Below are 26,076 nucleotides of genomic sequence, written 5' to 3' on the forward strand. Positions count from 1 at the left end.
CGGCGGCGCCGCGCCGGACCCCGACGCGGCGGCCGCGTCCGACACCGCGCTGGCCGCGCTCGACACGGCGCTGGCCGCGCTGTGCGCCGAGCTCGACGCCCTGCCGGCCGAGGCCGCGGCGGCCGCCGGCACCGCGCGCGCGCCGCGGGAGTGGCTGGGCGAGCTGCGCCGGTTGGCCGAGCTGATGCGCGCCCGCGACGGCGCGGCGGTCGGCCTGTTCGCCGCCGGCGCCGCCGACTTCGCCGCCAGCTTCGGCGCCTGGGACGCCGAGGCGATCCAGCGCGGCCTGGACGACCTCGACTTCGACGGCGCGCACGCGGCGTTGCGCTGGGTCGCCCACAAGCACGAGCTGAGCCTGTGACGGCGCCGGCCACCAGCGGTTGGCGCGGCGGCGCGGCGGCGTGGGCCGTCGGCCTGCTGCTGGCGTGGGCGGCGTGCGCGCCGGCGCGCGCCCAGCAGCCGCCGCTGCGCGCCTTCGGCCAGCTCGACGGCCTGGCCAACCTGTCGGCGTCGGCCATCGTCCAGGACCGGGCCGGCTATCTGTGGATCGGCACCGAGAATGGTCTGTTCCGCTTCGACGGCGCGCGCGCGCGGCGCCATCCGCTGGGCAGCGACGGCGACGACACCGGCATCACGGCGCTGCACCTGGACCCGGCCGGACGGCTGTGGGTGGGCACCGAACGGGGCCTGTTCCTGCTGCGGGAACAGCGCCTGCTGCCGGTGCGCCGGCCCGACGGCAAGGCGTTGCCGGTGATGCCGGGCCAGCATCTGGCCTCGATCGACGCCGACAATTTGCTGGTGCAGAGCAACGGCCGGCTATACCAGGCGCGGGCCGACGGCCGGGGCGGCTGGCACGCGGCGCCGCCGTTCAACGCGCAGCTGGAGGACGAGATCGCGCGCTGGCAGGCGGTGGCGCCGATGACCGCGGCACACCTCGCCGCGCGCCCGCCGCTCAACGATCTGCACGGCATGCTGCGCGATCCGGACGGTACGCTGTGGCTCGGTTGCAAGCACAGCCTGTGCCGTTACCGCGACGGCGTGCTCACCGTGCTGGGCGAGGCGCAAGGTTTGCCGCCGAGGAAATGGGCCAACCTGTTGCGCGACCGTTCCGGCGCCCTCTGGCTCAGCGCCGCCGACCGGCTGATGGTGCTGGCGCCGGGCCGGGCGCGGTTCCGCGACCGCACCCCGGCCGGTTTCGCCAGCGGCGACGGCGGGCACCCGATGCCGATGCTGGAGGACGACGACGGCCGCCTGGTCACGCTGTCGGACAACGGTTTGTTCCGCGGCGGCGCGGACGGCTGGCGGCGCTACGGCGGGCGGGAAGGGGTGCACGCGGTCGCGGGCGGCCACGCCCTGCTGCTCGACCGGGGCGGCGATTTGTGGCTGGCCCTGCCCGGGCGCGGCATCGCCCGGTGGCAGGGCTACCGGCATTGGGAAAACTGGACCGTGGCCCAGGGGCTGCCCGACGACAACGTCTGGTCGGTCTTGCGCGGCGGCGGGGGCGAGTTGTATGTCGGCACCGGCCGCGGCCTGGCCGTGGCGGGCGGGGCGGGCCTGGTCGCCGCGGGCGGTCCGGGCGAGTCCGCCCGGCAGGCCTGGGGCACGTTGGCCGAGGACGCCCATGGCGCCCTGTGGGGCGGGAGTTTTACCGGCGCCCTGATGCGCCGCGAGCGCGGCGGCGCGGGCGCCGCCGTGGTGGCGCGCGTGTCCGGCCAAACCATCTACCAGCTGCTGTTCGATCCGGCCGGCCGGCTGTGGATCAGCAGCGCCGGCGGCTTGTACGTGATCGCCGACCCGCAACGGGCGCCGGCGCCCGCGCCGGTCGAGCCGGTGCGCACGCTGTTCGGTCTCGACGCCAGCTTCGTCGGCGGCTGCCGCGACGCCGGCGGGCGCCTGTGGTTCGCCGGTCCGGACGGCTTGGCACGGCTGGAGGACGGGCGCTGGTCGCGCCCGCCATTGCCGCGCAACGACCACGTCTTTTCGCAGGTGCTGTGCGACGGCAATACGCTGTGGTTGATTGAAGGCCACAGCGCGCGCGTGTGGCGGGCCGACACCGCGCAACCCGGCTTGGCGCTGCGCCGGTTCGCCCATCCGCTGCTGGAGGGGCGGGCGCTGGTGTCGGCGCTGGTGGACCGGCGCCACTGGCTGTGGCTGGGCACGGACAGCGGGGCGATGGTCTGGAACGGGCGGCGCTGGCGGCTGTTCAACGAGCAGAGCGGCCTGGTGTGGAACGACACCAACCAAGGCGCGCTCTACGAGGACAGGGACGGCTCGATCTGGATCGGCACCAGCAACGGCGTGTCGCGCGTGCGGCGGCCGGAATCGTTGTTCGCGCCGCAGCCCGTCCCGCTGTATCTGGACACGGCGCGCTACGCCGGCGCCGCGCTCGACGGCGCCACGGCGCCTTGGAGCGGCGGGACGCTGGAGGTGCAAATGGCCGCGCCGCTGTTGCAGAACCGCGAGGCGGTGGGCTACCGCTACCGCCTGCTCGGCCAGGAGGAGGCCTGGTCGCGCAGCGACAACGGCGCGCTGCGCTACGCGGCGCTGGCGCCGGGCCAGTACCGCCTGCAAGTGGTCGCCGAGCACGCGATGTCGCAATCCAGTTCGGCCATGCTGGAGTTGCCGCTGACGATCACGCCACCGTGGTGGCGCACGCGCTGGGCCTACGCCGGCGCCGCGCTGTCGGCCCTGGGCCTGATCGGCCTGCTGCACCGCTACCGGGTCCGGCGCGTGCTGCGCCAGCGCACGCTGCTGGAACGGCGCGTGGCCGAGCGCACGGCCGAGCTGGAGGCGTCGCGCGAGGAGCACCGGCTGCGCTCGCTCAAGGACGGCCTGACCAAGGCCTGGAACCGCACCGCGCTGATGGAGCGCCTGGCCGCGTTGACGGCGCCGGGGGCGGGGCCGTTCCTGCTGGTGTTGCTGGACCTGGACCATTTCAAGAAGGTCAACGACACCCACGGCCACCTGGCCGGCGACGAGGTGCTGCGCGAGATGGTGCGGCGCATCCAGGCGCAGTTGCGCGCCAGCGACATCGTCGGGCGCTACGGCGGCGAGGAATTCATGTTGCTGCTGCCGGGGCTGGACCTGGCCGGCGGCGGGCGCCGCCTGGCGCAACTGCACCGCGAGGTGTGCGCCGCGCCGGTCGACATCGACGGCGTCGGCCCGCTGCCGGTCACCTGCAGCGGCGGCGTCGTGGTGGGCAGGCCCGAGCTGTCGCGGACGGGCGAACAATGGATCGCGCTGGCCGACCAGGCGCTGTACCGGGCCAAGGCGCTGGGGCGCAACCGCCTGGAATACGTCCCCGACGCCGGTCTCGCGTAAGCCGCCCGCGCGCGGCGCGGCGGCGCTCCCTACCGCGCGATCAGGTTTTTCCTACGGTGATATCGGGATGCGCTGATTACCCTAAACATTTCTCTGCAATAACATCAATTCCTCAATTGAAATAGGCGCCCGGATACGGCATGCCCGAACGGGGAGACACAACAATGAAAAATTTGAAAATCGGCACGCGCCTGGGCATAGGCTTCGGTGTCGTCTTGCTGTTGCTGGCGGTGGTGGCGGCGCTGGGCGTCAATGGCATGGGTCGCACCAAGCGCGCGCTGGACCGGATAGTCGACGTCAACGTCCATAAAATGGGTCTGGTGCAAGACATGTCGGAATCGGTCCACATCATCTCCCGCGTCACGCGCACGGTCGTGCTGCTGAGCGAGCAGGCGGCGATCGAACGGGAGCTTGTCAAGCTCACGGCGGCCCGCGCGAAGTACGACACCGCCTGGGGCGAGTTGGACAAGAGCGCCGCCAGCGTCGAGGGCCGGGCCGTGCGCGCCAGGATGGCTCAGGCGCGGCTGGCGTCCACGGCGCTCAACGACAAGGTGATCGCCCTGGCCAAGGCCGACCGGGACGCCGAGGCGACCGAACTGCTGATCAAGGAGGCCGCGCCGGCGGCGGCCCGGTGGCAGGACGCGATGGACGAAAACATCGAATTGCAAAAGGCGAACAACAAACTGGAAGTGGCGCAAGCCGGCGCGGCCTACGACCGCGCGCGTTCGCTGGTGCTGACGCTCACCGCCGTGGCGGCGCTGCTGGGCGCGGCCATCGCCTGGTTCGCCACGCGCTCGGTGACCTTGCCGATCCGCGCGGCGGTGGCGGTGGCGCGGGCCGTCGCCGACGGCGACCTGTCGAGCCACATCGAGGTCGGATCGCGGGACGAGGCGGGACAACTATTGCAAGCGCTCAAGGACATGAACGACGGCCTGGTCGCCATCGTCGGCCAGGTGCGCACCGGCACCGACGCCATCGCCGTCGCCTCCGGCCAGATTGCCAGCGGCAACATCGATCTGTCGTCGCGCACCGAGACGCAGGCCAGTTCGCTGGAGGAGACCGCGTCCTCGATGGAGCAGATGACATCGGCCGTCAAGCAGAACGCCGACAACGCGCGCCAGGCCAACCAACTGGCCATTTCGGCCTCCGCCGTGGCGGTCGAGGGCGGGGCGGTCGTCGCCCGGGTGGTCGACACCATGGACGCGATCAATGGCGCGTCGAAGAAGATCGTCGAGATCATCGGCGTCATCGACGGCATCGCCTTCCAAACCAACATCCTGGCGCTCAACGCGGCGGTCGAGGCCGCGCGCGCCGGCGAACAGGGGCGGGGCTTCGCCGTGGTCGCCACCGAGGTGCGCAACCTGGCGCAGCGCTCGGCCGCCGCCGCCAAGGAGATCAAACAGTTGATCGGCGAATCGGTGGAAAAGGTCGACGCCGGCGCCAAGCTGGTCGACCATGCCGGCGCGACCATGCGGGACATCGTCCAGAGCATCCGCAGCGTGACCGATATCATGGGCGAGATCACCTCGGCCAGCCAGGAGCAGAGCGCCGGCATCGAGCAGATCAATCAAGCCATCGTCCAGATGGACCGGGTCACGCAGCAGAACGCGGCGCTGGTGGAGGAGGCCTCGGCCGCCGCCGCCGCGCTGCAGGACCAGGCCGGCGGCCTGGTGCGCGTGGTGCGCGTGTTCAAGCTCGCCGCCGAAGGATCGCCCCGGACGGCGAGGCGGGCGGTGGCTGGCGTGGACGCCCCCGCGATTCAATTGAGCTTCAGTCAATGAACGCCGCCATTCCCCCGTCGCCCGGGGCGCGCCCGCCGCTTGCCCTACAAAATCCGGCGCAAATCCCTACCCCACTATCCGACGCGGCTGATGGTCCCGCGAAGCGGACTAATGCATTCTGTCCGTATCGAGGGAGGGTTTGAAATGAACACAGCGCCGCTGTACGAACATTATGAACAATACGTCAGGGAGTACCGGTCGGTCTTGCACCTGATCGACCAGATCCTGGCGCCGCGCGGCATGGATACGGCCGGCGCGGTGGCCGCGCGCCGCCACCTGCTGGGCGAGGACGCGGTGACGGCCTTCATCCAGATCACCGAGCGCATGCAGGCGCAGGTCTCGCAAGGGCGGATGGAGGTCGATGTCGTGCTGGCGGCCCTGGTGTACGAGTGTTGCGACAAACTGACGGTGCTGGGCGCGAACGGCGCCGTCGAGCGCGAGGCCGTGGGCGGCGACGTGAAGCGCAGGGAGCATCTGATTTCACCGGCCAGGCGCCTGTTCCACGGGGCTTGCCAACGTTTGCTGACCCGCTGCGCCTGAGCGCGCCGGCCGGATAAGGATGGACTCGATTGCGCTATCCTTTCACGGCGGGGCCATCCTAAACAAAAAAACTATCATGCAGAATTGCTAACTGTATTAAGCTCGCGTTGCGCTATTCGGCGCGGTCGAAAAATACAGGAGGCAGTATGCGTAACTTGTTGATTGTTATGTGCATTTCGCTAGCCAGTTTGTTTGGCGGCTCCGCCCACGCGTATCAGTACAACTATGTCAGCCAGGTGATTCCGGTCGAGCACACCGCGTATCGCAGCGATATCACCTTCACCCATTACAGCGTCATCACCGTGCAGATCTTCACGCCAACGCTGCTGACGGCCGGCTCCACCTGGTCACCCGACACGGTCATTTACATGAACCGCTATTCGAACGATTCTCCGACCCACCCGCAGTCGCTGCTCTATCCTAATACGGACGCCGACCCGACCCGTCCGCCCGGCTCGGTGTGGAATCCCAACTGGACGGTGAACCTGGACATCGGCGCGGTCGACGCCAACGGCCTGCCCACGGTGTGGGACATCAGCCTGCTGCGCCAGTTGCACACGCCGGAGGGCAGGGAAGACATCAGCAGAATCGCCACCTCCAACAACGGCGACAGCGTCGTCGGCGGCACCGAGAGCTACTACTATTTCGCGGGCGGGATCACCGCGCCGGGCACCTGGACCATGGGCGTGGCGGCCGTGCCCGAGCCGGAAACCTACGCGATGCTGCTGGCCGGCCTGGGCCTGGTCGGCGCCGTGGCGCGCCGCCGGAACGCCCGCCGCAAGTCCGGACGGGCAAGTTGACTACATAATTCGGTCCCGCCACGACGACGCAAGGTGTAGCCTTGGTCAACCAGATTCGCATGCTGGACTTGGAAGCAAAAAAGGCAAAGCGCGTCGAGACTGTACCGGAGTATGTGGTGGAAGATGCGCTTGCCAGGTTGCGCGCAATTACCGACTAGGGAAGCGTGGCGGCGATCGACACCTTCACCCTGAGTTCATAAGGTTGCCCCGTCTTGCCTTTGGCGATGCGCTCGGCCGCGCGCGCGTGAAGACTGTAAAACCGCTCGGCGGCCGGTGCTGGATGCGATGCACCGGCACGTCCACGGCGCTGAAGTTTAGCGTACGCAGCAATCAAGCCGGCGTTTAGCATGCCGGACGCTAAACTGATTGTAAAAACTGCGCCCACGAAAATTCACACCATTTGCTTCCATATAATTAAACCAGGGGCTTCCCCTTAATAACAATACCGGAGAGCATGGATGAAAAAGTACATCAAGCAGTTGTTGATCGCGGGCGCGCTCGTGTTGTCGGCGGTGGGGCAGGCCCAAGCCCAGACTACGCCGACTTGTTCGAGCGCGGCGTCCGATCCGGACGGTGACGGCTGGGGCTGGGAGAACAACCAGTCCTGCAAGGTGGCGCCCAAGTGCGCGAGCGCCGCATCGGACCCGGATGGCGACGGCTGGGGCTGGGAGAATAACCAATCCTGCATGGTTGTCGCCAGCGTATCGAAGGGTTTCACGGTGTCCGGCAGCGTGCTGAAGGACGCCAACGGCAATGCCTTTATCGCCCGCGGCGTCAACAACCCGCATGCGTGGTTCGACACCCAGGCCTACAACGTCTTGCCGAATCTGGCGGCGCGCAAGACCAACCTGATTCGCGTCGTCTGGACCATGAACGGCACCGCGTCGCGCCTTGACCAGATCCTGACGGCCATCGAAGCGCAGCAGATGGTGTCCATCGTCGAACTGCACGACGGCACCGGCAGCAACAGCACCGCGGTGCTTCAGAACATGGCCAACTACTGGGTGCGCAGCGATGTCGCCGCCGTGCTCAAGAAACACGAGCGCAGCACCATGATCAACATCGCCAACGAGTGGGGCGACAACGATATGACGCCGCTGCAGTGGCGCAACGCCTACATGCAGCCGATCACGACCCTGCGCAACGCCGGCTTTACCACGACCATCGTGATCGACAGTCCCGCGTGGGGCCAGGACGCCAGCGCGGGCTTGTTGTACGGCTGGGATTTGCTCAACCACGACCCACGGCACAACCTGCTGTTCTCGGTGCATGCATATGTCAGGTTCAATAATCCGAACGACATCTACAACATGATGAACAACTATAAGAGCAACAACTTGGCTTTGTTGATCGGCGAGTTCGGCTACAACTACAACAACGGCGACAACAACCTCGGCTCCAAGGTGGACGCGCCGCTGCTGATGCAGTATGCGCAACAGTTCGGCGTCGGCTATGTCGCCTGGTCGACGCAAGGCAACGATGCCGCCAACGCCTGGCTCGATCTGATGACCAATTGGTCCACCACCACCAGCTGGGGCAACACGGTGTGGTACGGCCAGTACGGCATCAGCAACACCGCGAAGAAGGCGACGATCTACTAGTCCGCCACGCCGGCCGTGCGCCTACTTGTCGGACTTGAGGAACAGGTCGCTGTCCGGGGCGAAGTTGGCGTACAGCGGGAGCAGGGCGCCGCCGATGGCCCGCGCGTCCGAGCCGATGGTGCCGCCCAGCACCGACGGCCGCGACACGCCTTCCCAGCTGTAGTAGCCGAGCGCGGTCTCCACCTGCGGCAGCAGTTCGTGCAGCAGGCTGCGCTCGCACGAGCCGTCGATGATCACGCTGTCGAGGTCGAGCAGGCAGGCGGCGCTGTTGATGGTCAGCGCGATGGCGCGCGCGGCGTGGTCCAGCCACGCCATCGTGTGCGGACGCCACGGTTCGCGCAGCGCGCGGCCGTCGAAGCAGGCCGCCTCGTCCAACCCGGCGGCGATGAACGATTGCTCCAGGCTGAACAGGGAGGCGTCGCTCAGCAGTTGCTCCGGCTGCGCGGTGTCGCCGCGCCGCGCCAGGCCAAGCGGGATCGAGCCGATGGCGCCGGCGTTGCCGTGCAGGCCGCCGCGCAGGTTGCTGTCGATGACCAGTCCGCCGCCGATGAAGGTGTCGACGAACACGTACAGGAAACTCTTGATGCTGCGGCCCCGGCCGGCCACCAGTTCGGCCACGCAGGCGGCGGCGGTGTCTTTGACGAATTGCACCGGCAGCCCGGTCATCGCCTGCACCCGTTCGCGGATGTCGATGCGGTTCCATTTTTCCGCCTGCTCGGGGGCGATGCCGAGCAGCTTCTGCCAGCCGCCGAGGGCCAGCGGGGCGGCGATGCCGATGCCGCTCAGGCGCTTGGCTTGCGCCGGACCGAGCCGCTTGTGGATCAGCGCCAGCTGCTTTTCGATTTCGACGAACAGCGTGTCCGGATCGGGGAAGGTGTACGACAGCGACGAGCGCTCGCGCGTCTTGCCGACGAAATCGATCAGCAGCACGTCCAGGCTGCGCCGCGCGATCTTGATGCCGATCGAGAAGGCGCCGTCCGGGTCGAGCGCGATCGGCACCGACGGTTGCCCGACCTTGCCGCGCAGCGCTTCGAGCTTGAGCACCAGGCCCTCCTCGAGCAGGCGGTTGATGATCAGCGAGATGGTCTGCGTGCTGAGGTTGGTCTGCCTGGCCAGATCGGCTTTCGGCATCGGGCCGTGCAGGCGGATGGTTTGCAATACGACCCGTTCGTTGAACTGGCTCATGCCGATCTGGTTGGAGCCGCGCGGGCGCAGCCTGCCGATGTCATTCACGGCCGGATCACCGCCCGGCTCGGTCTCTACTTGAATTTTTTTATTGTTTGGCATTATTTAATTATGCCAGAGCGGCACCGATCACGCCCTTCTTAAAAATGAAGTTGGCATAGGGTTGCGCCTCGCCGGTTTGCACGATGGCGTAGGCACCGCCGACCCGGTCGTAGAAGGCGAAACGCTCGACCGCCGCGCATTGCCCGGGCGCGGCCGAGGCCAGTTCGCCGGCCAGCGCGACGACCGAGCGCTGCACGTCGGACGCGTAGCCCTCGGGCGTGTGCTCGACCTTCATATAAGCGACCGGCTGCTCCACCGACTGGTCCAGCGGGAACACCGACAGCACCGCCGTGCACGCCCGGCGCAGGTCGATGCCGGGCATGCGGATGACGGGCTTGCCACGGCCCAGCGAGGCGGCCGTGAAGTTGGCGTCCACCACCGCGATCTCGTCGCCGTGCCCCATCTCGCACAACACCTTCAGCAACTCGGGCGTGAGCGCGGCATCGATTCCTTTAAGCATGGGCATCTTCCGGCAGGTGGGCGGGGTCCTTGGCGCCCGTCATCACGGCGACCGTGTCGGACATGCTGATCGTCTTGGGGTTGACCACGGCGGCGCGCCGGCCCAGCCGCTGGATGTGGATGCGGTCGGCGATCTCGAACACGTGCGGCATGTTGTGGCTGATCAGCACCACGGCCAGGCCCCGGTCGCGCACCCGGCGGATCAGCTCCAGCACCATATTGCCTTCCTTGACGCCCAGCGCGGCGGTCGGCTCGTCGAGGATGACGACGTGGCGGGCGAAGGCGGTGCTGCGCGCCACCGCCACGCCCTGGCGCTGGCCGCCGGACAGGGTTTCCACCGCCTGCTGCATCGAGCGGATGCCGATCTTCAGATCCTGCATGTGGCGGATCGCTTCCGACAGCATCTTTTTCTTGTCGATGACGCGGAAGCACGTGCCCAGGATGCCGGGCTTGAGGATCTCGCGGCCGAGGAACAGGTTCTCGGCGATCGTCATCGCCGGGGCGACGGCCAGGTCCTGGTAGACCGTCTCGATGCCGTGGCGGCGGGCGTCGATCGGCGAGCCGAAGTGAACGGCTTTGCCGTCGAGCAGCAGTTCGCCCGTGTCCGGCACGATGGCGCCGGACAGCGCCTTGATCAGGCTGGACTTGCCGGCGCCGTTGTCGCCGATTACCGCGAGGATTTCACCGGCGCGCAGTTCGAAGTCGGTGCCGTCGAGGGCGGTGACGTTGCCGTAGCGCTTGGTCAGGCCGCGCGCCTGGAACACCGGGGTGGCGTTGGAAACAGCAGTGGAAATCGTCATGATGATTAACCCTTCTTGTGGGTGAGTTGGTCGGTGGCCACAGCCAGGATCACGAGCACGCCCGTGACCAGTACCTGATACACCGAGGGCACGCCCATCAGCGTCAAACCATTGCGGAACACGCCGACGATCAGCACGCCGATCAGGGTGCCGACGATCGAGCCGCGTCCGCCGAACAGGCTGGTGCCGCCGATGACGACGGCAGTGATGCTGTCGAGGTTGTCGGTGGCGCCGGCCTGCGGATCGCCGACGCCCATGCGGGCCACCGACAACATCGAGGCGATGCCGTAGAACAGGCCCGCCGCCATGTACACGCCCAGCATGACCTTGCCGGTGGCGATGCCGGTCAGCCGCGCCGACTCGGGATTGTTGCCGACCGCGTAGACGTGGCGTCCGGGCGCCGTGTCGCGCAGGAACAGCCAGGTCACCACATACAGCGCGATCATCAGCACCGTGCCGTAGGTGATCGAGGTCTGGCCGAGCTGGAAGGTATTGCCGAAGAACATCATCGAGTCCGGCACGTCGGTGACCGTTTGCGCGCCCGAGTAGATTTGCGTCAGCGCGAAGGCGATGTTCATCGTACCCAGCGTGACGATGAAGGCGGGCAGCTTGATCCGCGTCACCAGCGCGCCGTTGAGCGCGCCGAAGGCCGTGCAAACGGCGACGCCGCAGGCGATGGCGACATAGGGATCGATGCCCATGTCGACGGCGAACTTGCTCATCACGACCGAGCCGAGCGCCATCACCATGCCGCACGACAGGTCGATGCCGGCGGTCAGCACGATCAGGGTTTGTCCGAGGGCGATGACGCCGACGATCATCACCTGTTGCAGGATCAGCGAGAAGTTCTGGCCGCTCAGGAAGCGGTCCGATTGCGACGCGAAAAACAGCGAGGCGACCACCAGGGCGATGAACGGCCCCAGCGTGGAGACGGGTGGCAGGCGGTCGAGCAGGCGGGCGTTCATGGCGGCGTCCTTGGTGAGGGGCAGCGAGCCCTGCAGGGGAGTGTTCATGGTCGTTATTCCTTATTATTTCCGGCCCCAGCAGGCGTCGAGGCCGGCCTGGGTGTCTTTGCTGTCCACGCCCGCGAGCGGTTTGTCGGTGATGAGGGTGACGCCGGTGTCGACATAACCGCTGGCTTTCTTGCCGGTTTTCGCATAGAGGAGGCCGGCCTCGACGCCCAGCGCCGCCATCTTCAGCGGGTATTGCTGGGCCGTGGCGGCGATCTTGCCGCTCTTGACGTCGCGCACCCCGGTGCAGCCGCCGTCGACCGACACCAGCAGCACGCCCTTGTCCTTGCCCGCCGCCTTGAGCGCCTTGAAGGCGCCGGCGGCGGCCGGTTCGTTGATGGCGTAGACCAGGTTGATGCCGGGGTTCTTCTGCAGGCAGTTTTCCATCGCGGTCTGCCCCTTGGCCTGGTCGCCATAGCTGTCTTGCACGCAGACGATGCTGGCGTCGCCTTTTTTGATGCCGAAGCCTTCCAGGAAGCCGGCCAGGCGCTGGATGCCGACCGGGTGGCCGGGGAACAGGTCGAGCGCGGCGATCCTGACCGGCTTGCCCGCGAAAGAGGCCTTGGCGTAACGGCCGATCAGCACGCCAGCCTTGTGGTTGTCGGTGCTGAAGAGCGCGTCGGCGGCGTCCATCGGCTCGGTCGGGCTGTCCATGGCGATCACCATCACGCCCTTGTCGCGCGCTTTTTTAATCGACGGCACGATGGCCTTGGCGTCGCTCGGGGTGATGAGGATGGTCTTGGCGCCGGCCGCGATCATGTTCTCGATGGCGGTGACCTGGCCGGCGTTGTCGCCGTCGGATTTGCCCGCGCCGGTCAGCAGTTTGGCGCCGCCGGCCTGCGCCGCCTGCTGCGCGCCTTCCTTCATCTTGACGAAGAAGGGGTTGATTTCGGTCTTGGTGATCAGGCCGATCACCGGCTGTTCGGCGGCCATGGCCGTGGCGGTGCCGAGCGCACTGAGCGCCAGGAAATATTTCAATCTCATGCGATGTCTCCTCTGATTTTCTGGGTGGCCACGCCTGTCGGCGGAGCGTGATTCGGTAGGAAGTGATAACGCTTTACTACCGAACCGATTAGGAATATATTCGCAACAAATTAATAAATCAAGTTGTTTTATTAATTAAGCGGCCGGCCAAACACGCACTTTCTGGCGTGCCGGCTAGAGTAGTTTTCCCAATGCAACTTACGAGGACATGATGATCGCAACCTTAGGCGAGGCCTTGGTGGACATGATCGAACAACCCGACGGGCGATTCCAGGCATGCCTGGGCGGCTCGGTGTTCAACTCCGCCATCGGGCTGGCGCGGCAGGGCGTACCCACCGCCTATCTCAACCCGCTGTCGACGGACAAATTCGGCGGCAGGTTCGCCGCGCTGCTGCGGGCCAGCGACGTTTTGCCGGCCGCGCCCGCGCCCAGCGCCCGGCCGACTTCGCTCGCCATCGTCAGCATCGACGCCAACGGCGCGCCGACCTACGCCTTCCACCGCGAGCGGGTCGCCGACCGCGACGTCAGCGCCGCCTCGCTGATCGGCAGCTTCCCGCCGCACATGGCGCTGCTGCACACCGGCGGCTTGGCGCTGGTGCCGGAGGATGGCGACACGCTGCTGCCGGCGCTGCGGGCGGCCGCCGAACGCGGCGCGTTGATCTCGATCGACGCCAACCTGCGGCCGCTGGTGGCCGACGATTTGCCACGCTACCTTGGCGCCGTCAGGCAAGCGCTGAAGCTGGCGCACATCGTCAAGGTCAGCGACGAGGATCTTGCACATCTGGGGCTGGACGCGGCCAATGTGCAGGAAGTCGCCGACGCGCTGTTCCACGAATCGGCGGTTCAATTGATCGCCGTGACGCGCGGCGGAGAAGCTGCCGCCCTGATGTCGCGCACCCGCCGGATCGAGTTGCCGACGCCGGCCAACCTGGCGCTGGTCGACACCGTGGGCGCGGGCGACTGCTTCCAGGCCGGCCTGATCGCGTATCTGTACCGGGAAGGAGCGTTGACCGGCGCGGCCGCGCTGCAAAAGCTCGACCAGGAAACGCTGCACGCGGCGCTCCAGCATGCGATTTGCGCCGCCAGCGTCAACGTCATGCGCGCCGGTTGCGACCCGGCGACGTGGGAGCAAACCTTGCAATTCGGCGTCGACTGGCAGCAACGAATGTCAGCAAAGGTCGCCGCCTGACGGCAATTGCAGAGACACGTAGGGCGGATTAGGCGGAACGCCGTAATCCGCCAATGCATGAGCCGTCGAGACGCAAGCATGGCGGATTACGCTGCGCTAATCCGCCCTACGTAAATCGCGATTAAATGACCAACCAAAAAATTGGCCTTGAGTGCGCCAGGGGGAGCGCTACGCCTGAATTTCGATAGCAAAGCCGTATCCGGCGTGGACGCGCCAAACACAACTAAAACAAACAACAACAGACAAGACAACTAACACTGGAGACCAGACAAATGAAAAATATCATGCAACGCATCACACCAAAATTCCCGCTGGTGCAAACGGCGCTGGCCGCGGGCGCCATGGCGTGCTGCCTGCCGGCGGCCGCGCTCGACTATCAGGGCTACTTTCGCGCGCTGGCCGGTTCCAACTCTTCCCACGGCGGCGCCAGCTGCTTCCAGCTTGCCGGCGCGCTGGCCAAGTACCGCCTCGGCAACGAGTGCGAGGTCTATGGCGAGTTCTGGCTGGGCCAGCAAGTCGGCAAGGCCGCCGACGATGGCGCCGTCTTCAACGCCAATATCATGCTGTCCTATTACAGTCCGAACGCATCGTCGAAGTCCGACGCCGACCTGCCACAGATTTACGTACAAGGCGACAAGATCCCCGAGCTTAACGGCGGCAGCGTTTGGCTGGGCCGCAAATACTACAAACGCGAAGGCCTGGGCGCCAACGACTTTATCTACTGGAGCGGCCGGGGCTTCGGCGGCGGCGTTCAGGACGTCCCTGTGGCGGGCGATCTGAAGTTCAGCTACGCCTTGCTGCGCAAGGACAACCTGGTGGCCACCACCAGCGGCCTGTTGCCGGCGACCGGCGCGCTGGCCGACAACGGCAGCAACTCGGCCACCCGTCACGACTTTCAATTGCGCGGCATTCCCATCAATAGCGGCGGCGCCCTGGAGCTGGGCATGAGTTTCATCGTCAAGGACGCCAAGGGCAACGCCGAGCAGTCGGCCGAACGTCTGCACTCCGGCTACGGGTTCACGGTCCAGCACCGCCAGTCCGGCATCAACGGCGACGGCGAAAACAAGTTCGCGCTTCAATACGGCAAGGGGCCGGGCACCGGCGGCGCCGACCAGGCCATCGGCGCGATCGGCAACCTGGGCGATGACAAAAACATCAGCCGCCTGCGGGTGGTCGAAGGCTTGTATACCCAGTTCACCCCGCGTTGGGGCGCCGAGCTGGTGGCGATCTACCAGAAGGACAAGGGATACACGGCCGACCGCACCGTGTTGGGCGTGGCCGAGAACAAGGTCTGGACCAGCCTGGGCGGACATCTGGTCTACGGCATCTCCCGGCGCTTCAAGATCGGCATGGACCTGGGCGTGGACACCATCCGGCCGGACGACGGTCCCACGCGCAGGATGACCAAATTCACCATAGCGCCGACCATTTCGTCCGGTCCCGGCCTGAACGCGCGGCCCGACCTGCGCCTGTTCTACACCTACGCCAAGTGGAACGACGCGGCGCGGCAGGCCGCCGATAGCGCCGCGCCGGGCAGCGCGCTGTCGTCGACGGGCGCGTTTGGTGTGGCCAAATCAGGCTCGATGATCGGTGTGCAGGCCGACGTCTGCTTCTAAGATCGAGGCGGGGGCAGGGCGGCCCGAAGGCGCGCCCGACACCGGGGAAGGATACCCCGGTCCGCCGCCACGTGTGCACTTGCAGCCGACAAACTTGCGTTGCGGTCGTTTGCGCGGTTGCCACGTGTTATATTGAATTTCCACCTCCTCCTTGCCACCGGCCTGTTCGTCATCCAGCGCTGTTCGGCGCCAATCTGCGAGCCCGCCCGGCGGTCATGCACACACTCCTCACGCCGGGCTGTAGTTCTTTGGAAGGCGCACATGCATACGAACGGATTTGGCCGGAGCGACACCGCGCGCGCAGGGAATTTGGCGGGACACAGCGAGCACACGCGGCAGGCCAGCCTGCTCAAGACGGGCGCCTTGCAAGACGCGATCTTCAACAGCGCCTATTTCTCCAGCATCGCCACCGACGAACGGGGCGTGATCCAGATTTTCAACGTCGGCGCCGAGCGCATGCTCGGCTACAAGGCGGTCGACGTCGTCAACCGCATCACGCCGGCCGATATTTCGGACCCGCTTGAATTGATCGCACGCGCCGCCTCGCTGAGCGACGAGCTCGACACGCCGATTTCGCCCGGCTTCGACGCCCTGGTGTTCAAGGCCTCGCGCGGCATCGAGGACATCTACGAGCTGACCTACATCCGCCAGGACGGCAGCCGCTTCCCGGCGATCGTGTCGGTGACGGCGCTGCGCAACGCGCGCGACGACATTATCGGCTATCTGCTGATCGGCACCGACAACACCACCCGCAAGCGCTTCGAGCGGGCGCTGGAGGACAAGAACATCGAGCTCGAGCACGCCAGCCGCATGAAGTCCGAATTCCTGGCCACCATGTCGCACGAGCTGCGCACGCCGCTCAACGCCATCATCGGTTTTTCCGAGGCGCTCAAGGATGGGCTGATGGGGGAAACCACGGCCATCCAGCACGAATCGATCGACGACATCTTCACCAGCGGCCAGCACTTGCTATCGCTCATCAACGACATCCTCGACCTGTCAAAAGTCGAAGCCGGCATGATGGCGCTGGAACTGGAGCCGGTCGACTTGCACAGCCTGCTCCAGAACAGCCTGACCATTGTCCGCGAGAAGGCGGCGGCCCAGAAAATCGGGCTCGAGCTTGACATCGGCGCGGGCCTGGACGTGGTGCAGCTCGACATGCGCAAGACCAAGCAGATCGTCTACAACCTGCTGAGCAACGCCGTCAAGTTCAGCGCCAGCGGCGGCCCGGTGCAGTTGCGCGCGCGCCGCGTGCGGCGCGACGCGGTCGGCGTGCTGGAGGGGGAGTGGCCGACGCACCGCTTTCCGCAGGCCGACAACGAGTACAGCGACTTCGTTGAAATTTGCGTCAGCGACCACGGCATCGGCATCTCGCACGACAACATGGGGCGGCTGTTCCAGGCCTTCAGCCAGATCGACAGCAGCCTGGCGCGCAAGTTCGAGGGCACGGGCCTAGGGCTGGCCATGGTCAAGCAGCTGACCGAGCTGCAGGGCGGTGCGGTGGCGGTGGCCAGCGCCGAGCGCCAGGGCTCGCGCTTCGCCGTCTGGCTGCCGTTGCGCGCTGCGCCCCACGCCGGCTCGCCGGCTTAACTTCGAGGTATCGACATGGCCAAGGTATTGGTAATAGAAGATAACGCGGCAAACATGAAGCTCGCTTCGCTGCTGCTGCGTAACGCCCATCACAGCGTTCTGTGCGCGGTGGACGCCGAGGCCGGGCTGATGGTGGCCCGCATGGAACTGCCGGACCTGATCCTGACGGATATCCAGCTGCCCGGCATGGACGGCCTGGCCGCCACCGCCATCCTCAAGCACGACCGGGTGACCGCCGGCATTCCGGTCATCGCGCTGACGGCCATGGCGATGAAGGAAGACCAGGAAAAGAGCCGCAAGGCCGGCTGCGACGCCTATATCGCCAAGCCGCTGGGCTATCGCCAACTGTACGCCATGATCGACTCCCTGCTGTGCGCCGGGGCCACCTCATGAGCGTTGACGTCCCCACCATCCTGATCGTCGACGACGAGGCGCAGAACCGCCGCCTGCTGGCGGTGCTGCTGCGCCCGGAGGGCTACCACACCGAAAGCGTGGCCAGCGGCGCCGAGGCGCTCAGCGCGATCGCCCATTCGCCCCCCGACCTGATCCTGCTCGACATCATGATGCCTGGCATCGACGGCTACAAGGTCGCCGCCATCCTGAAGAGTAATCCGGCCACGGCCAACATCCCGATCATCATGGTCACGGCCCACGCCGAGCGCGGCGCCCGCCTGGCCGGGCTGTCGGCCGGCGCCGAGGAATTCCTGACCAAGCCGGTCGACCGCACCGAGCTGTGGCTGCGCGTGCGCAACCTGCTGCGCCTGAAGGCGTTCGGCGACTTGCAGGAGCATAGCGCGGTGCTGGAACAGCAGGTGGCCGCGCGCACCGCCGACCTGCAGCGTTTTCGCACGGCGATGGACGCCACCGCCGACGCCATCATGCTGGTCAGCCGCGACACCATGGGCTTCGTCGAGGTCAACGCTACCAGTTGCGAGATGCTCGGTTACACGCGCGCCGAGATGCTCGAACTCGGTCCCGTGGCCTTGGGCGCGGTCACGCGCGAGGCGCTCGAGCACGTGTACGACACGGTGATCGCGGGCGAGGCCAGCAAAAAATTGAACGAGGCCACCCTGCGTTGCAAGGACGGCTCGTCGCTGCAGGTGGAGGTCAGCCGCCAGGCCATGTTGTCCGGCGACGACTGGATCATCGTCAGCGTGGTGCGCGATATCACCGAGCGTAAGCAGGCGCAGCAAAAGCTTCAGCACCAGGCCAACCACGACGCCCTGACCGGCCTGCCGAACCGCACGTATTTCTATGAGACGCTGCGCAAGACCATAACGCTGGCCGCCATCCAGGGCTGGAAGGTGGCGGTGATGTTCATCGACATGGATCACTTCAAGAATGTCAACGACACGTTGGGTCACGGTATCGGCGACGAACTGCTGGTCAATTTCAGCGACCGGTTGATGACCTGCGTGCGCATGCGCGACACCGTCGGACGGCTGGGCGGCGACGAGTTCGGCGTGATCCTGGTGATGGAGCATGGCCACAAAGGAGCGGCCCAGGTCGCCATCAAGATCCGTGACGCGCTGCACTTGCCGTTCGACCTGCAGGGTTACGAGGTGATCATGACCGCCAGCATCGGGGTGACGATCTATCCCGACGACGGCGACGATCCGGACGTGCTGATCAAGTACGCCGACACCGCCATGTACCAGGCCAAGCACGCCGGGCGCAACACCTATCGCTTCTTCACCGCGCAGATGAACGCCGACGTGCTGCAGCGCCAGGACCTGGAGACCGCGCTGCGCAAGGCCATCGAGCGCGACGAGTTCGTGCTGCATTACCAGCCGAAGGTGTCGCTGACCACCGGCGCGGTGGTGGGCCTGGAGGCGTTGCTGCGCTGGGCGCGGCCCGGCCACGGCCTGGTGGCGCCGGGCGTGTTCATCCCCGTGCTGGAGGAGAGCGGCCTGATCGTGCGGGTCGGCGGCTGGGTCATCGCCGAGGCCTGCCGCCAGATCAAGGAATGGCAACTTGGCGAGGTCGGGCCGATGCAGGTGTCGGTCAACGTCGCCGGCCGCCAGTTCATCGAGGGCGACCTGGAGGGCGATGTGGTGCGCGCGCTGGCCGACAACGATCTGCCGGCCGGCCTGCTGGAGCTGGAGCTGACGGAAACGTCGCTGGTGGCCAACACCGAGCGCACCATGGCCTGCCTGGGCAACCTGCGCCGGCGCGGCGTGAAGGTGTCGATCGACGATTTCGGCACCGGCTACTCCAGCCTGGCCTATCTGCGCCGCTTCCCGATCGACAAGCTGAAGATCGATATCGCCTTCATCCGCGACGTCACCAGCAACCCGGACGACGCGGCCATCGTGCAAGCCATCATCACCATGGGGCACAGCCTGAACCTGGAGGTGATCGCCGAGGGCGTGGAAACGGCGGCACAACAGTCCTACCTGCGGCGCCACCGCTGCGACCAGATGCAGGGCTACCTGGTCAGCCGGCCGCTGTCGGCCCCGCTGATGACCAAGCTGATTCAGTTGCGCAAAACCATGGCGCCGCCGGCGGCGCCGGACCCTTCGCGAAAAACCTTGCTCATCGTCGACGACGACCCCTTCATGCTGGACTTGCTGGCCAGCGAACTGGGCGGCGAACAATACCGCGTGCTGCAGGCGTGCTCGGGCGCCGAGGCGTTCGAGACGCTGGCGCAGCACGACGTCCAGGTCGTCCTGTGCGACCAGAGCATGCCGGAAATGAAGGGCACGGTGTTCCTCGACAGCGTGCGCGCCATGTATCCGGGCACGTTCAGGATCGTCTTGTCCGGCCAGGCCAACCTGGAGGAGATGATGGCGGCGGTCAACCGTGGGACCATCGACCGGTTCTACACCAAACCCTGGGACCACGAGACGCTCGTGCGCAGCATGCGGCAAGCGTTCGTGCACCCGCGCCTGCATCCGGTCGATGCCGGCACCGAGGCGGTACCCGCTTGAATTGCCAGCCCGGTGCGGCCGCTATTTTTTTCGCGGCAGCCATACGCTGAATAGCGCGCCGCCGTCCGGCTGATTCGCCACCGCGATTTTGCCGCCGTGGGCGCGCAGGATGGCCTGGCACAGGGCTAGACCCAGGCCGACGCCGTCGATGCCGTCCGCGCGCGCGCCATCGCCCCGGAAAAACCGGTCGAACAGGTAAGGCAGTTCGTCGGCGCCAATTCCCGGCCCCTGGTCGGCCACCGTCAACACGGTTCCGTGTCCGCCGGCGGCGATGCGCACATCGATGCGGCCGCCCGCCGGCGAGAACTTGATGGCGTTGTCGAGGATATTGCGCAGCACCAGGCCAAGCGGCGCGCCGTCGACGTCCACGGTCTCCGGCGACTCGTCGGCCAGGGCGATATCGATGCCGCGCTCGCTCGCCTGCGGCGCCAGGCGGTCGATGGTGTCGCGCGCCAGCCCCGCCAGCGACACCATCGCCGCCGAGCCGCGCTCCTGGCCGGCGTCGATCCGCGCCAGCATCAGCAACTCCTCCACCAACGTGGTCAGGCGCTCGACTTCGTCCAGGCAGGAACGCAGCGCGGTGACGTAGTCGCCGCTGTCGCGCGGGCGCCGCAGCGTGATCTCGATCTCGGCCCGCAGGCGCGACAGCGGGGAGCGCAATTCGTGCGAGGCGTCGGCCGTGAAGCGGCGCTGCGTGTCGAACGCCTGCTCGATCCGTTCCAGCATCGCGTTCAGGGTTTGGACCAGTTGGCCGATCTCGTCGTCGTCGCCCGGATGCGGCAAGCGCCGGTGCAGGTTGCCGTCCTCGATCTCGCGCGCCTGGTCGACGATGTTTTCGATGGCGACGAACAGCTTGCTGGAAAGGCGCGCGCCGGCCCAGCCCAGCGCGGCGAGCAGGGCCGCCGCCATCAACGCAAACAGCATCGCGGCCGAGCGCAGGATCTGGTTCACGTCGTCCAGCGAGCCGGCCACCTGCACGGCGAAGCGCTGGCCGCGCACCTGCGTCGGCAGCGAGACCATGCGCAGCGGTTCCTCGCTGGTGTCGGGCAGCGTTTCGAACACGGTCTTGCCGGCCGCGAGGCGCTCCAGCAGATGCGGAAAGACGGGCAGGGTCTCCGAGCCCAGATTGGCGCTGCGGGCCACCACGCGGCCCTGGCCGTCGATGATCTGGACCAGGCGGTCGAGCCGCGTCAGCGAGGGCGGGGCGCTGCCGGCCGGCGCCTCGTGGACGCGGATAGCGACGCCGTCGCCGTCGGCCAGCATCGCCACTTCGGCTTCGGCCAGGGCCAGCAGCGCGCCGTCCAGTTGCCGGTTGACGGAACGCGACATCATCCACCAGCCGGCGCCCGCCGTGGCGCCGACGGCGACCAGGATCGCCAGCATATGCAGTAGCACCAGCCGCCGGCGCATGCTAAGCATCGCCGGCCTCCGGCGCGTCCGGGGCGTTGAGACGGAAGCCGCGCCCGCGCACCGTTTCGATCAACGCCGGCAGTTCCGCCGGATCGACCTTGCGGCGCAGGTTCTTCATGTGGACGTCGATGAGATTGTCGATGGCGATCAGGTCGGCCATCCACACGTGCTCCGCCAGTTGCAGCCGGCTGACGATGGCGCCGGGGCGCCGCATCAGCAATTCCAGGATGGCGTATTCCTTGGGCGTGAGGTCGAGCCGCGCGGCCCCGCGGCCGGCGGCGCGCGTGGCCGGCTCGAGCCAGAGGTCGGCCAGCCTGAGCGTGGCGGGCTGCGCGCGCTCGGTACGGCGCAGCAACGCGCGCACGCGGGCCAGTAGCTCGTCGAAGACAAAGGGCTTGGTCAGGTAGTCGTCGGCGCCGGTATTGAGGCCGGTGATACGGTCGGCCACGGCGTCGCGCGCGGTCAGCATCAGCACCGGCAGCAGCTGTCCCGCCTCGCGCCATTCGGCGCACAAGGCGACGCCGTCCTGGCCTGGCATCATCCAGTCGAGGATGGCCATATCGAACCGCGCCAAGGCGTGGGCGGCCGCTTCCCGCGCCGAATGGGCGACCACGACCTGGAAACCTTCCTCCTCCAGGCCGCGCGCCAGCAGCCGCGCCGCTTTGTGATCGTCTTCCACCAACAGAATATGCATGAACCGTCCCCGACAAGAGCCGCAGTATAGCAGCGTTGCCGGCCCCGCTTGCCGGGCGGGGACTGCGCGGTATGGACAGTAAATCGGGTCGCTATCGACGCGGCGCCGACCGTGCCGGCCAGGGCGGGGACATGGGCGGCCGGGGCGGGGTCTTCATCGAATCTTCACGTCAAGCAGCAACAGAAGCAACGCCGGGAGTCGCCGGCACCATTGCGGTGGGCTGTCATGCATAGCTGAACTCGACATAGAGTTTGCCGGGGTCAAGGACAACCGCCTTTTTGAACGCCTTGGCCGCCTTGGGCGACAGCGCGCGTAAGTCGTGGTCCGACGGCAACTGGATGTCGTCCGACTGCAGCAGGCGGCCTTGGGTCTTTTCGCGCAGGCGCTGGACCAAGGGGTCGAAGGGCATGCCCATCCAGCGGTTCTTGCGCGCTTCCTCACGGATGACAGGAATGTAGGCGGTCAATTCCTCGCTCTGCATTTGTTCCAAGCCCAGCGCACGCAGTGTCGCGTTATGGCTGCCATGGTGGCCCACCTTGTAAAACACGGTACGGCGCAGCAGTTCGCTGGCCGTGACCTGGCGCGCCTGGCCATCCTCCCGCACCGTCCATTGCAAGTCTTGCCAGGACAGCCAATTTCCGACCTGGGCATCGGCGGGGAAGAGAAATACGTCACCGCTGTCGATTAGCTCAAAGGCCAGCACGATACAGGTATTGTTTGTGTGGGTGTCCAGATTAAGCGCCAGCGTCTCGGCCACATTGGTCCAGTCGTCGCTGATTTGACGCCACGCTTCGCCCGCACGGTTCCAGGTATTGTCGTATAGCTCTTGCAAGGCGGCCGAGCCGGCGGTCGTGGAGGACGTGGCCGGTTGGCGGTGCCAGGTTGACTCGAACGGGCAGTCGTCGTGGTTGTCGACGATCCCGTCCGGTGCCGATGCCATCCGCTTGAACGCGGCGCGCACGTTCTCGGCCAAGTCGGCTTCGGCGGCCATCTCGTACACCTCCCGCCCGGATTTGGTCGGAGCGCTTTTCTTGATCAATGCTTCATCCTGTGGCGGGCCCAGCACATAGATACGCATGCCCGGAACGGCGGCGAGCGTGATCGGCGTCTTGCCCGGCTTGAGGAAGCGTGGCTTGACGCCGCTGCGTCGTAACAGGTATTCGAAGGCGCCACGGGTCTTGCCGATGGCTGGCCCATGACCCGGCTTGTCACCGGCGCCAAAGAATTGCAATACCGATTGCAGCGCGGCGGCCCGCGCCATGGCCAGGGGCGAGTTGTGCTCCGCTCCCAACGCTTGCGCGGCGGCGGCCAACGCCTCAACTTTCTTTGCGCGCTCCTCGCGCAGCCTGACGCCCAAAGCATTCTGCGGATCCTCGGTCCATGCGTACCACACTTCGGCGACCTCGATCTGGTCGAATAGCGCTTGCGCCTGCTGAGTGGAAAAGCCGGAAGCGTGGTCCCAGTGTTCATGCGTCATGACGACGACATCGATCCGGTTGCCGCAAACGTCTGCGATATCCTGTACCACGGCTTGCATCTTGGCCTTGGCATCCTTGGCCACGCTGATCAGGCCGCAATCGATGAGCAGGTTGAAGGTATCCCCATCAGGCTTGCCGAAGCGCAGCAGGAAACAGTCGCCCAAGCCGTGGCGGTACAGACGAATGCGCAGGCTTGGCGTGGATGGCGTGGTCTTGCCGCGCGGTTTTCTGGAGCTGGCCGGGGTGGGGGACATAATGACTCCGCTGGATCAGTGTTCGTTATGCAGCATGCAAAACGGCTCGGCGCTTGCCGTCACGCTCATGCCGCTGAAATAGGCGGTTCGCAGCGTCATTGCCTGCTCCGTACGGGCGCGTTTATGGGCGCGTACCGCTTCCAGCCGGCGCAGATCGCCGATCGGACGCGTGACGGCGTAGCGCAGCGATGGCACCTCGTCCGTCATGTCGAAAATCAAGGTGCTGCCGCCACGAAAATTGAAGGTGGGGCCGTCGAGCTGCTTTGGATCGATGGGAATGTTGCGCAACTGCTGGGCGACAGTGATGATGAGTTGCTTGCGGATGCGGCCATCCGGTGTCACGCGCAGCGTTGGCAGGACAGCCTGCACTTCGAATGACGGCGCGCCCGAGCGCTGCCCGCGCGTCCCGGGCAAGTTCGCATCGGGGGACAGGTTAAGTCCGGTTACGCGCGAAAATTCCTCCCGCTCGTTGCGTTCGCTTTCGCCGATCAGGTTGCGGTGCAGTATCTCGTGTACCTGTCCGCGCGCGCTGCGCAGGGTGTCGAACACGCGTTCGCGCTGGCGTTGAAACAAGGCATCGGCCAGCAGGCTCTTGAGACTGCCCGCGACCTGGTTCAGCGCGTAGCCGCCGTCGGGGTATTCCTGGTCCGCGTAGTTCCAGCGCAGCTGTTCCTCCGACAGCGCCTTGAGTCCTTCCGGGATGATGCCCCAGCGACGGAACGATTCGATCAGGGCGACGCGATAGCCGTATTTGTCGTCCAGCATCATGTCGTAATCGGCGGTGATCAGGGCGCGCAGATAATCGCCGAAGGTGATGTCGAACGGCGGGCAGTAGTCGAGCGCGCGGATGCACATGTTCAGGAAATGGCGGGCGGTCTTGGTCGCCTCGGCGGCCAGTGCTTCCACCAGGCAGGGTGGCAGCGAGCCTGCGGGCAGGATGCCGCTGCCGGCGCTGGCAATGGCGAAGATGGCGCGTGCCCTGACCTTGTAGATCGCGAGGAAGGCGGCGAACACGGCGGACACGAGGATGGAGCCGCGCTCGTGGGGTTCCACGGCATCGCGCAGCCGTTGCGGATCGGGCACCACCGGACGCCAGACGCCATCGGCGTCCGTGCTGCCTATGGCGCTGCGCAACGCGCCGTAGCGACCGGTCGCCTCGCCGAATTCCTGCGCCAGCTCGCCCAGCAACGACGGCGCCTCCAGGTCGCCCCGGGTGCGCGCCAGTTGGTGGCGCAGAACGTCGTCCATCGTGAAGTGCTGGAACAGCGCGACCAGGTCGGCGAAGGCTTCGTGGAAGGCGAGCGTATCGGCATTGCTGTCCTCGACGTAGCGGCGATGCATGCCATCCAGCAGCGCATGCGTGGTCTCGTGGGCCACGATGTCTTGCGACAAGCAGGAAAACACCGTGCCGGTCGGCCCTTGAAAATAACCGAACAGCAGCGCTTTCTTGTCCGGGCTGTAGTATGCATTGGCCGCCCGCAGCGCATGGGGGAATATGCGCAGGGTGCCCACGTATTGTTCTCGCTTGCCGGCTTCGGCGGTGGAACCAAGATCGCGTGGCGACCACAGCACTTGACGGCCCAAGGCCTGCTCGAAGCTGGCGATCGTGTTCATGGCGACGGCATATACCATTTGTTGATGGAATTGCGGGTTGCCTTGGGACGGCGCGACGCCATCCTGCGCCAGTACGTGGGTGTCGTTCAGGTCGATGGGTTGGTACCAGCAGCCACTAGGAGGATCATAGTCGATCACTTCGACATATTCGCCTCTGGGGCCTGGCAGCAGATTCGATTCCCAACGCACATTCAACACGGCGTGATTAATCGTCGCCGTTTCCAGCCGCAGCGACAGGCTGGGATCGAGTGCGTAAGCGCGCAGGCGCCGGGCCGGTGGCCGGCCGACGCCGTGATCGTGGTGATTTGCGGAGATAGCGGACATTGTTACCTCGAAAAAGTAAACGGGTGTCGTCACCGGTATCGGCCGCTGCGGTAACAATGTCGGCATCGGGCGCCGATCATTTCCGGCCGTTCGCTACCAATCCCGCACGACCAGCAAGTTGCCATTTCAATAATTTCTTTTATATTCTAACGGAAATTATCAAATAAATATCTCTTGTTTGAGCAATATCAAGCCACCAACTGATGAAGTGTGGTCGGCCTGCAACTCACCCCTACGTCAATGCCGGCCCGCGGAGCGCCATTCCTGAAGAAGAATTCAGGATGCGGCGCAGCAAAATTTCGTACCATACCGGCATGATCAACCCCGTCAAGGAAACCGCCATGGACACCGAGCCCCGGTCAACCATGCGCAGCGAGTGCCGTAGTCGTTCCGA

The 26,076-nt window shown here is 66.3% G+C and carries 18 protein-coding genes and 3 pseudogenes; 12 read left to right on the forward strand and 9 right to left on the reverse strand.

Going from position 1 to position 26,076, the window contains the following annotated elements; genetic code table 11:
- From AC07P1_RS32890 to AC07P1_RS32920, 7 genes and pseudogenes are all read left to right on the forward strand, one after another.
- A pseudogene (locus tag AC07P1_RS32890) lies at nt 1–361 on the forward strand (hypothetical protein); the annotation flags it as partial.
- Complete coding sequence (locus tag AC07P1_RS32895) at nt 358–3,321, forward strand: ligand-binding sensor domain-containing diguanylate cyclase (protein WP_494699800.1); 2,964 nt, start codon at nt 358–360, stop codon at nt 3,319–3,321. The pseudogene AC07P1_RS32890 and the gene AC07P1_RS32895, both read left to right, overlap by 4 nt.
- 164 nt (nt 3,322–3,485) lie before the next feature.
- A complete protein-coding gene (locus AC07P1_RS32900; RefSeq protein WP_494699801.1) occupies nt 3,486–5,102 on the forward strand; it encodes a methyl-accepting chemotaxis protein in 1,617 nt (538 codons plus the stop codon).
- 144 nt (nt 5,103–5,246) lie between these two features.
- A complete protein-coding gene (locus tag AC07P1_RS32905; RefSeq protein ID WP_494699802.1) occupies nt 5,247–5,642 on the forward strand; it encodes a hypothetical protein in 396 nt (131 codons plus the stop codon).
- Nucleotides 5,643–6,328: 686 nt separating this feature from the next.
- Nucleotides 6,329–6,442 (forward strand): annotated as a pseudogene (locus AC07P1_RS32910) (PEPxxWA-CTERM sorting domain-containing protein); the annotation flags it as partial.
- An 11-nt stretch (nt 6,443–6,453) separates the two neighbouring features.
- Nucleotides 6,454–6,600: pseudogene (locus AC07P1_RS32915) on the forward strand (putative type II toxin-antitoxin system PemK/MazF family toxin); the annotation flags it as partial.
- Between the two features lie 300 nt (nt 6,601–6,900).
- On the forward strand, nt 6,901–8,043 hold the full coding sequence (locus tag AC07P1_RS32920; protein ID WP_494699803.1) for a cellulase family glycosylhydrolase: 1,143 nt from the start codon (nt 6,901–6,903) through the stop codon (nt 8,041–8,043).
- A 21-nt stretch (nt 8,044–8,064) separates the two neighbouring features.
- Here AC07P1_RS32920 and AC07P1_RS32925 read toward each other — a convergent pair whose 3' ends face one another.
- The 5 genes from AC07P1_RS32925 to AC07P1_RS32945 form a co-directional block, all read right to left on the reverse strand.
- Nucleotides 8,065–9,276, reverse strand: coding sequence for an ROK family transcriptional regulator (locus AC07P1_RS32925; RefSeq protein ID WP_494699804.1), 1,212 nt, complete (start codon nt 9,274–9,276; stop codon nt 8,065–8,067).
- 61 nt (nt 9,277–9,337) lie between these two features.
- On the reverse strand, nt 9,338–9,790 hold the full coding sequence (locus tag AC07P1_RS32930) for an RbsD/FucU family protein (protein WP_494699805.1): 453 nt from the start codon (nt 9,788–9,790) through the stop codon (nt 9,338–9,340).
- Nucleotides 9,783–10,589: an ATP-binding cassette domain-containing protein gene (locus tag AC07P1_RS32935; RefSeq protein WP_494699806.1), complete on the reverse strand. Its 807-nt coding sequence runs from the start codon at nt 10,587–10,589 to the stop codon at nt 9,783–9,785. Before AC07P1_RS32935 ends, AC07P1_RS32930 begins: the two co-directional genes overlap by 8 nt.
- Nucleotides 10,590–10,594: 5 nt before the next feature.
- Nucleotides 10,595–11,602 carry an ABC transporter permease gene (locus tag AC07P1_RS32940; protein WP_494699807.1) on the reverse strand — a complete coding sequence of 336 codons (1,008 nt, stop codon included), beginning with the start codon at nt 11,600–11,602 and terminating at the stop codon, nt 10,595–10,597.
- 15 nt (nt 11,603–11,617) lie between these two features.
- Nucleotides 11,618–12,583, reverse strand: coding sequence for a sugar ABC transporter substrate-binding protein (locus AC07P1_RS32945; protein ID WP_494699808.1), 966 nt, complete (start codon nt 12,581–12,583; stop codon nt 11,618–11,620).
- 211 nt (nt 12,584–12,794) lie between these two features.
- Here AC07P1_RS32945 and AC07P1_RS32950 point away from each other — a divergent pair, with 211 nt between their 5' ends.
- From AC07P1_RS32950 to AC07P1_RS32970, 5 genes are all read left to right on the forward strand, one after another.
- Nucleotides 12,795–13,772 carry a PfkB family carbohydrate kinase gene (locus AC07P1_RS32950; RefSeq protein WP_494699809.1) on the forward strand — a complete coding sequence of 326 codons (978 nt, stop codon included), beginning with the start codon at nt 12,795–12,797 and terminating at the stop codon, nt 13,770–13,772.
- A 272-nt stretch (nt 13,773–14,044) separates the two neighbouring features.
- Nucleotides 14,045–15,388, forward strand: coding sequence for a maltoporin (locus AC07P1_RS32955; protein WP_494699810.1), 1,344 nt, complete (start codon nt 14,045–14,047; stop codon nt 15,386–15,388).
- A gap of 261 nt (nt 15,389–15,649) precedes the next feature.
- On the forward strand, nt 15,650–16,978 hold the full coding sequence (locus AC07P1_RS32960; protein ID WP_494699811.1) for a sensor histidine kinase: 1,329 nt from the start codon (nt 15,650–15,652) through the stop codon (nt 16,976–16,978).
- A 15-nt stretch (nt 16,979–16,993) separates the two neighbouring features.
- Nucleotides 16,994–17,371 carry a response regulator gene (locus AC07P1_RS32965; RefSeq protein ID WP_494699812.1) on the forward strand — a complete coding sequence of 126 codons (378 nt, stop codon included), beginning with the start codon at nt 16,994–16,996 and terminating at the stop codon, nt 17,369–17,371.
- A complete protein-coding gene (locus AC07P1_RS32970) occupies nt 17,368–19,908 on the forward strand; it encodes an EAL domain-containing protein (RefSeq protein WP_494699813.1) in 2,541 nt (846 codons plus the stop codon). Before AC07P1_RS32965 ends, AC07P1_RS32970 begins: the two co-directional genes overlap by 4 nt.
- Nucleotides 19,909–19,929: 21 nt before the next feature.
- Here AC07P1_RS32970 and AC07P1_RS32975 read toward each other — a convergent pair whose 3' ends face one another.
- The 4 genes from AC07P1_RS32975 to AC07P1_RS32990 form a co-directional block, all read right to left on the reverse strand.
- Nucleotides 19,930–21,327, reverse strand: coding sequence for a sensor histidine kinase (locus tag AC07P1_RS32975; RefSeq protein WP_494699814.1), 1,398 nt, complete (start codon nt 21,325–21,327; stop codon nt 19,930–19,932).
- Entirely contained in the window at nt 21,320–22,012 is a 693-nt protein-coding gene (locus AC07P1_RS32980) for a response regulator transcription factor (protein ID WP_494699815.1), read from the reverse strand. The genes AC07P1_RS32975 and AC07P1_RS32980 overlap by 8 nt, the downstream gene beginning before the upstream one ends.
- A gap of 223 nt (nt 22,013–22,235) precedes the next feature.
- Complete coding sequence (locus tag AC07P1_RS32985) at nt 22,236–23,744, reverse strand: MBL fold metallo-hydrolase (protein WP_494699816.1); 1,509 nt, start codon at nt 23,742–23,744, stop codon at nt 22,236–22,238.
- 15 nt (nt 23,745–23,759) lie between these two features.
- Nucleotides 23,760–25,682 (reverse strand): hypothetical protein, encoded by a 1,923-nt coding sequence (locus AC07P1_RS32990; RefSeq protein ID WP_494699817.1) that lies wholly within the window; start codon nt 25,680–25,682, stop codon nt 23,760–23,762.
- Between the last annotated feature and the right edge of the window lie 394 nt (nt 25,683–26,076).

This window comes from Duganella sp. GW821-FHT07F09 (assembly GCF_059418705.1).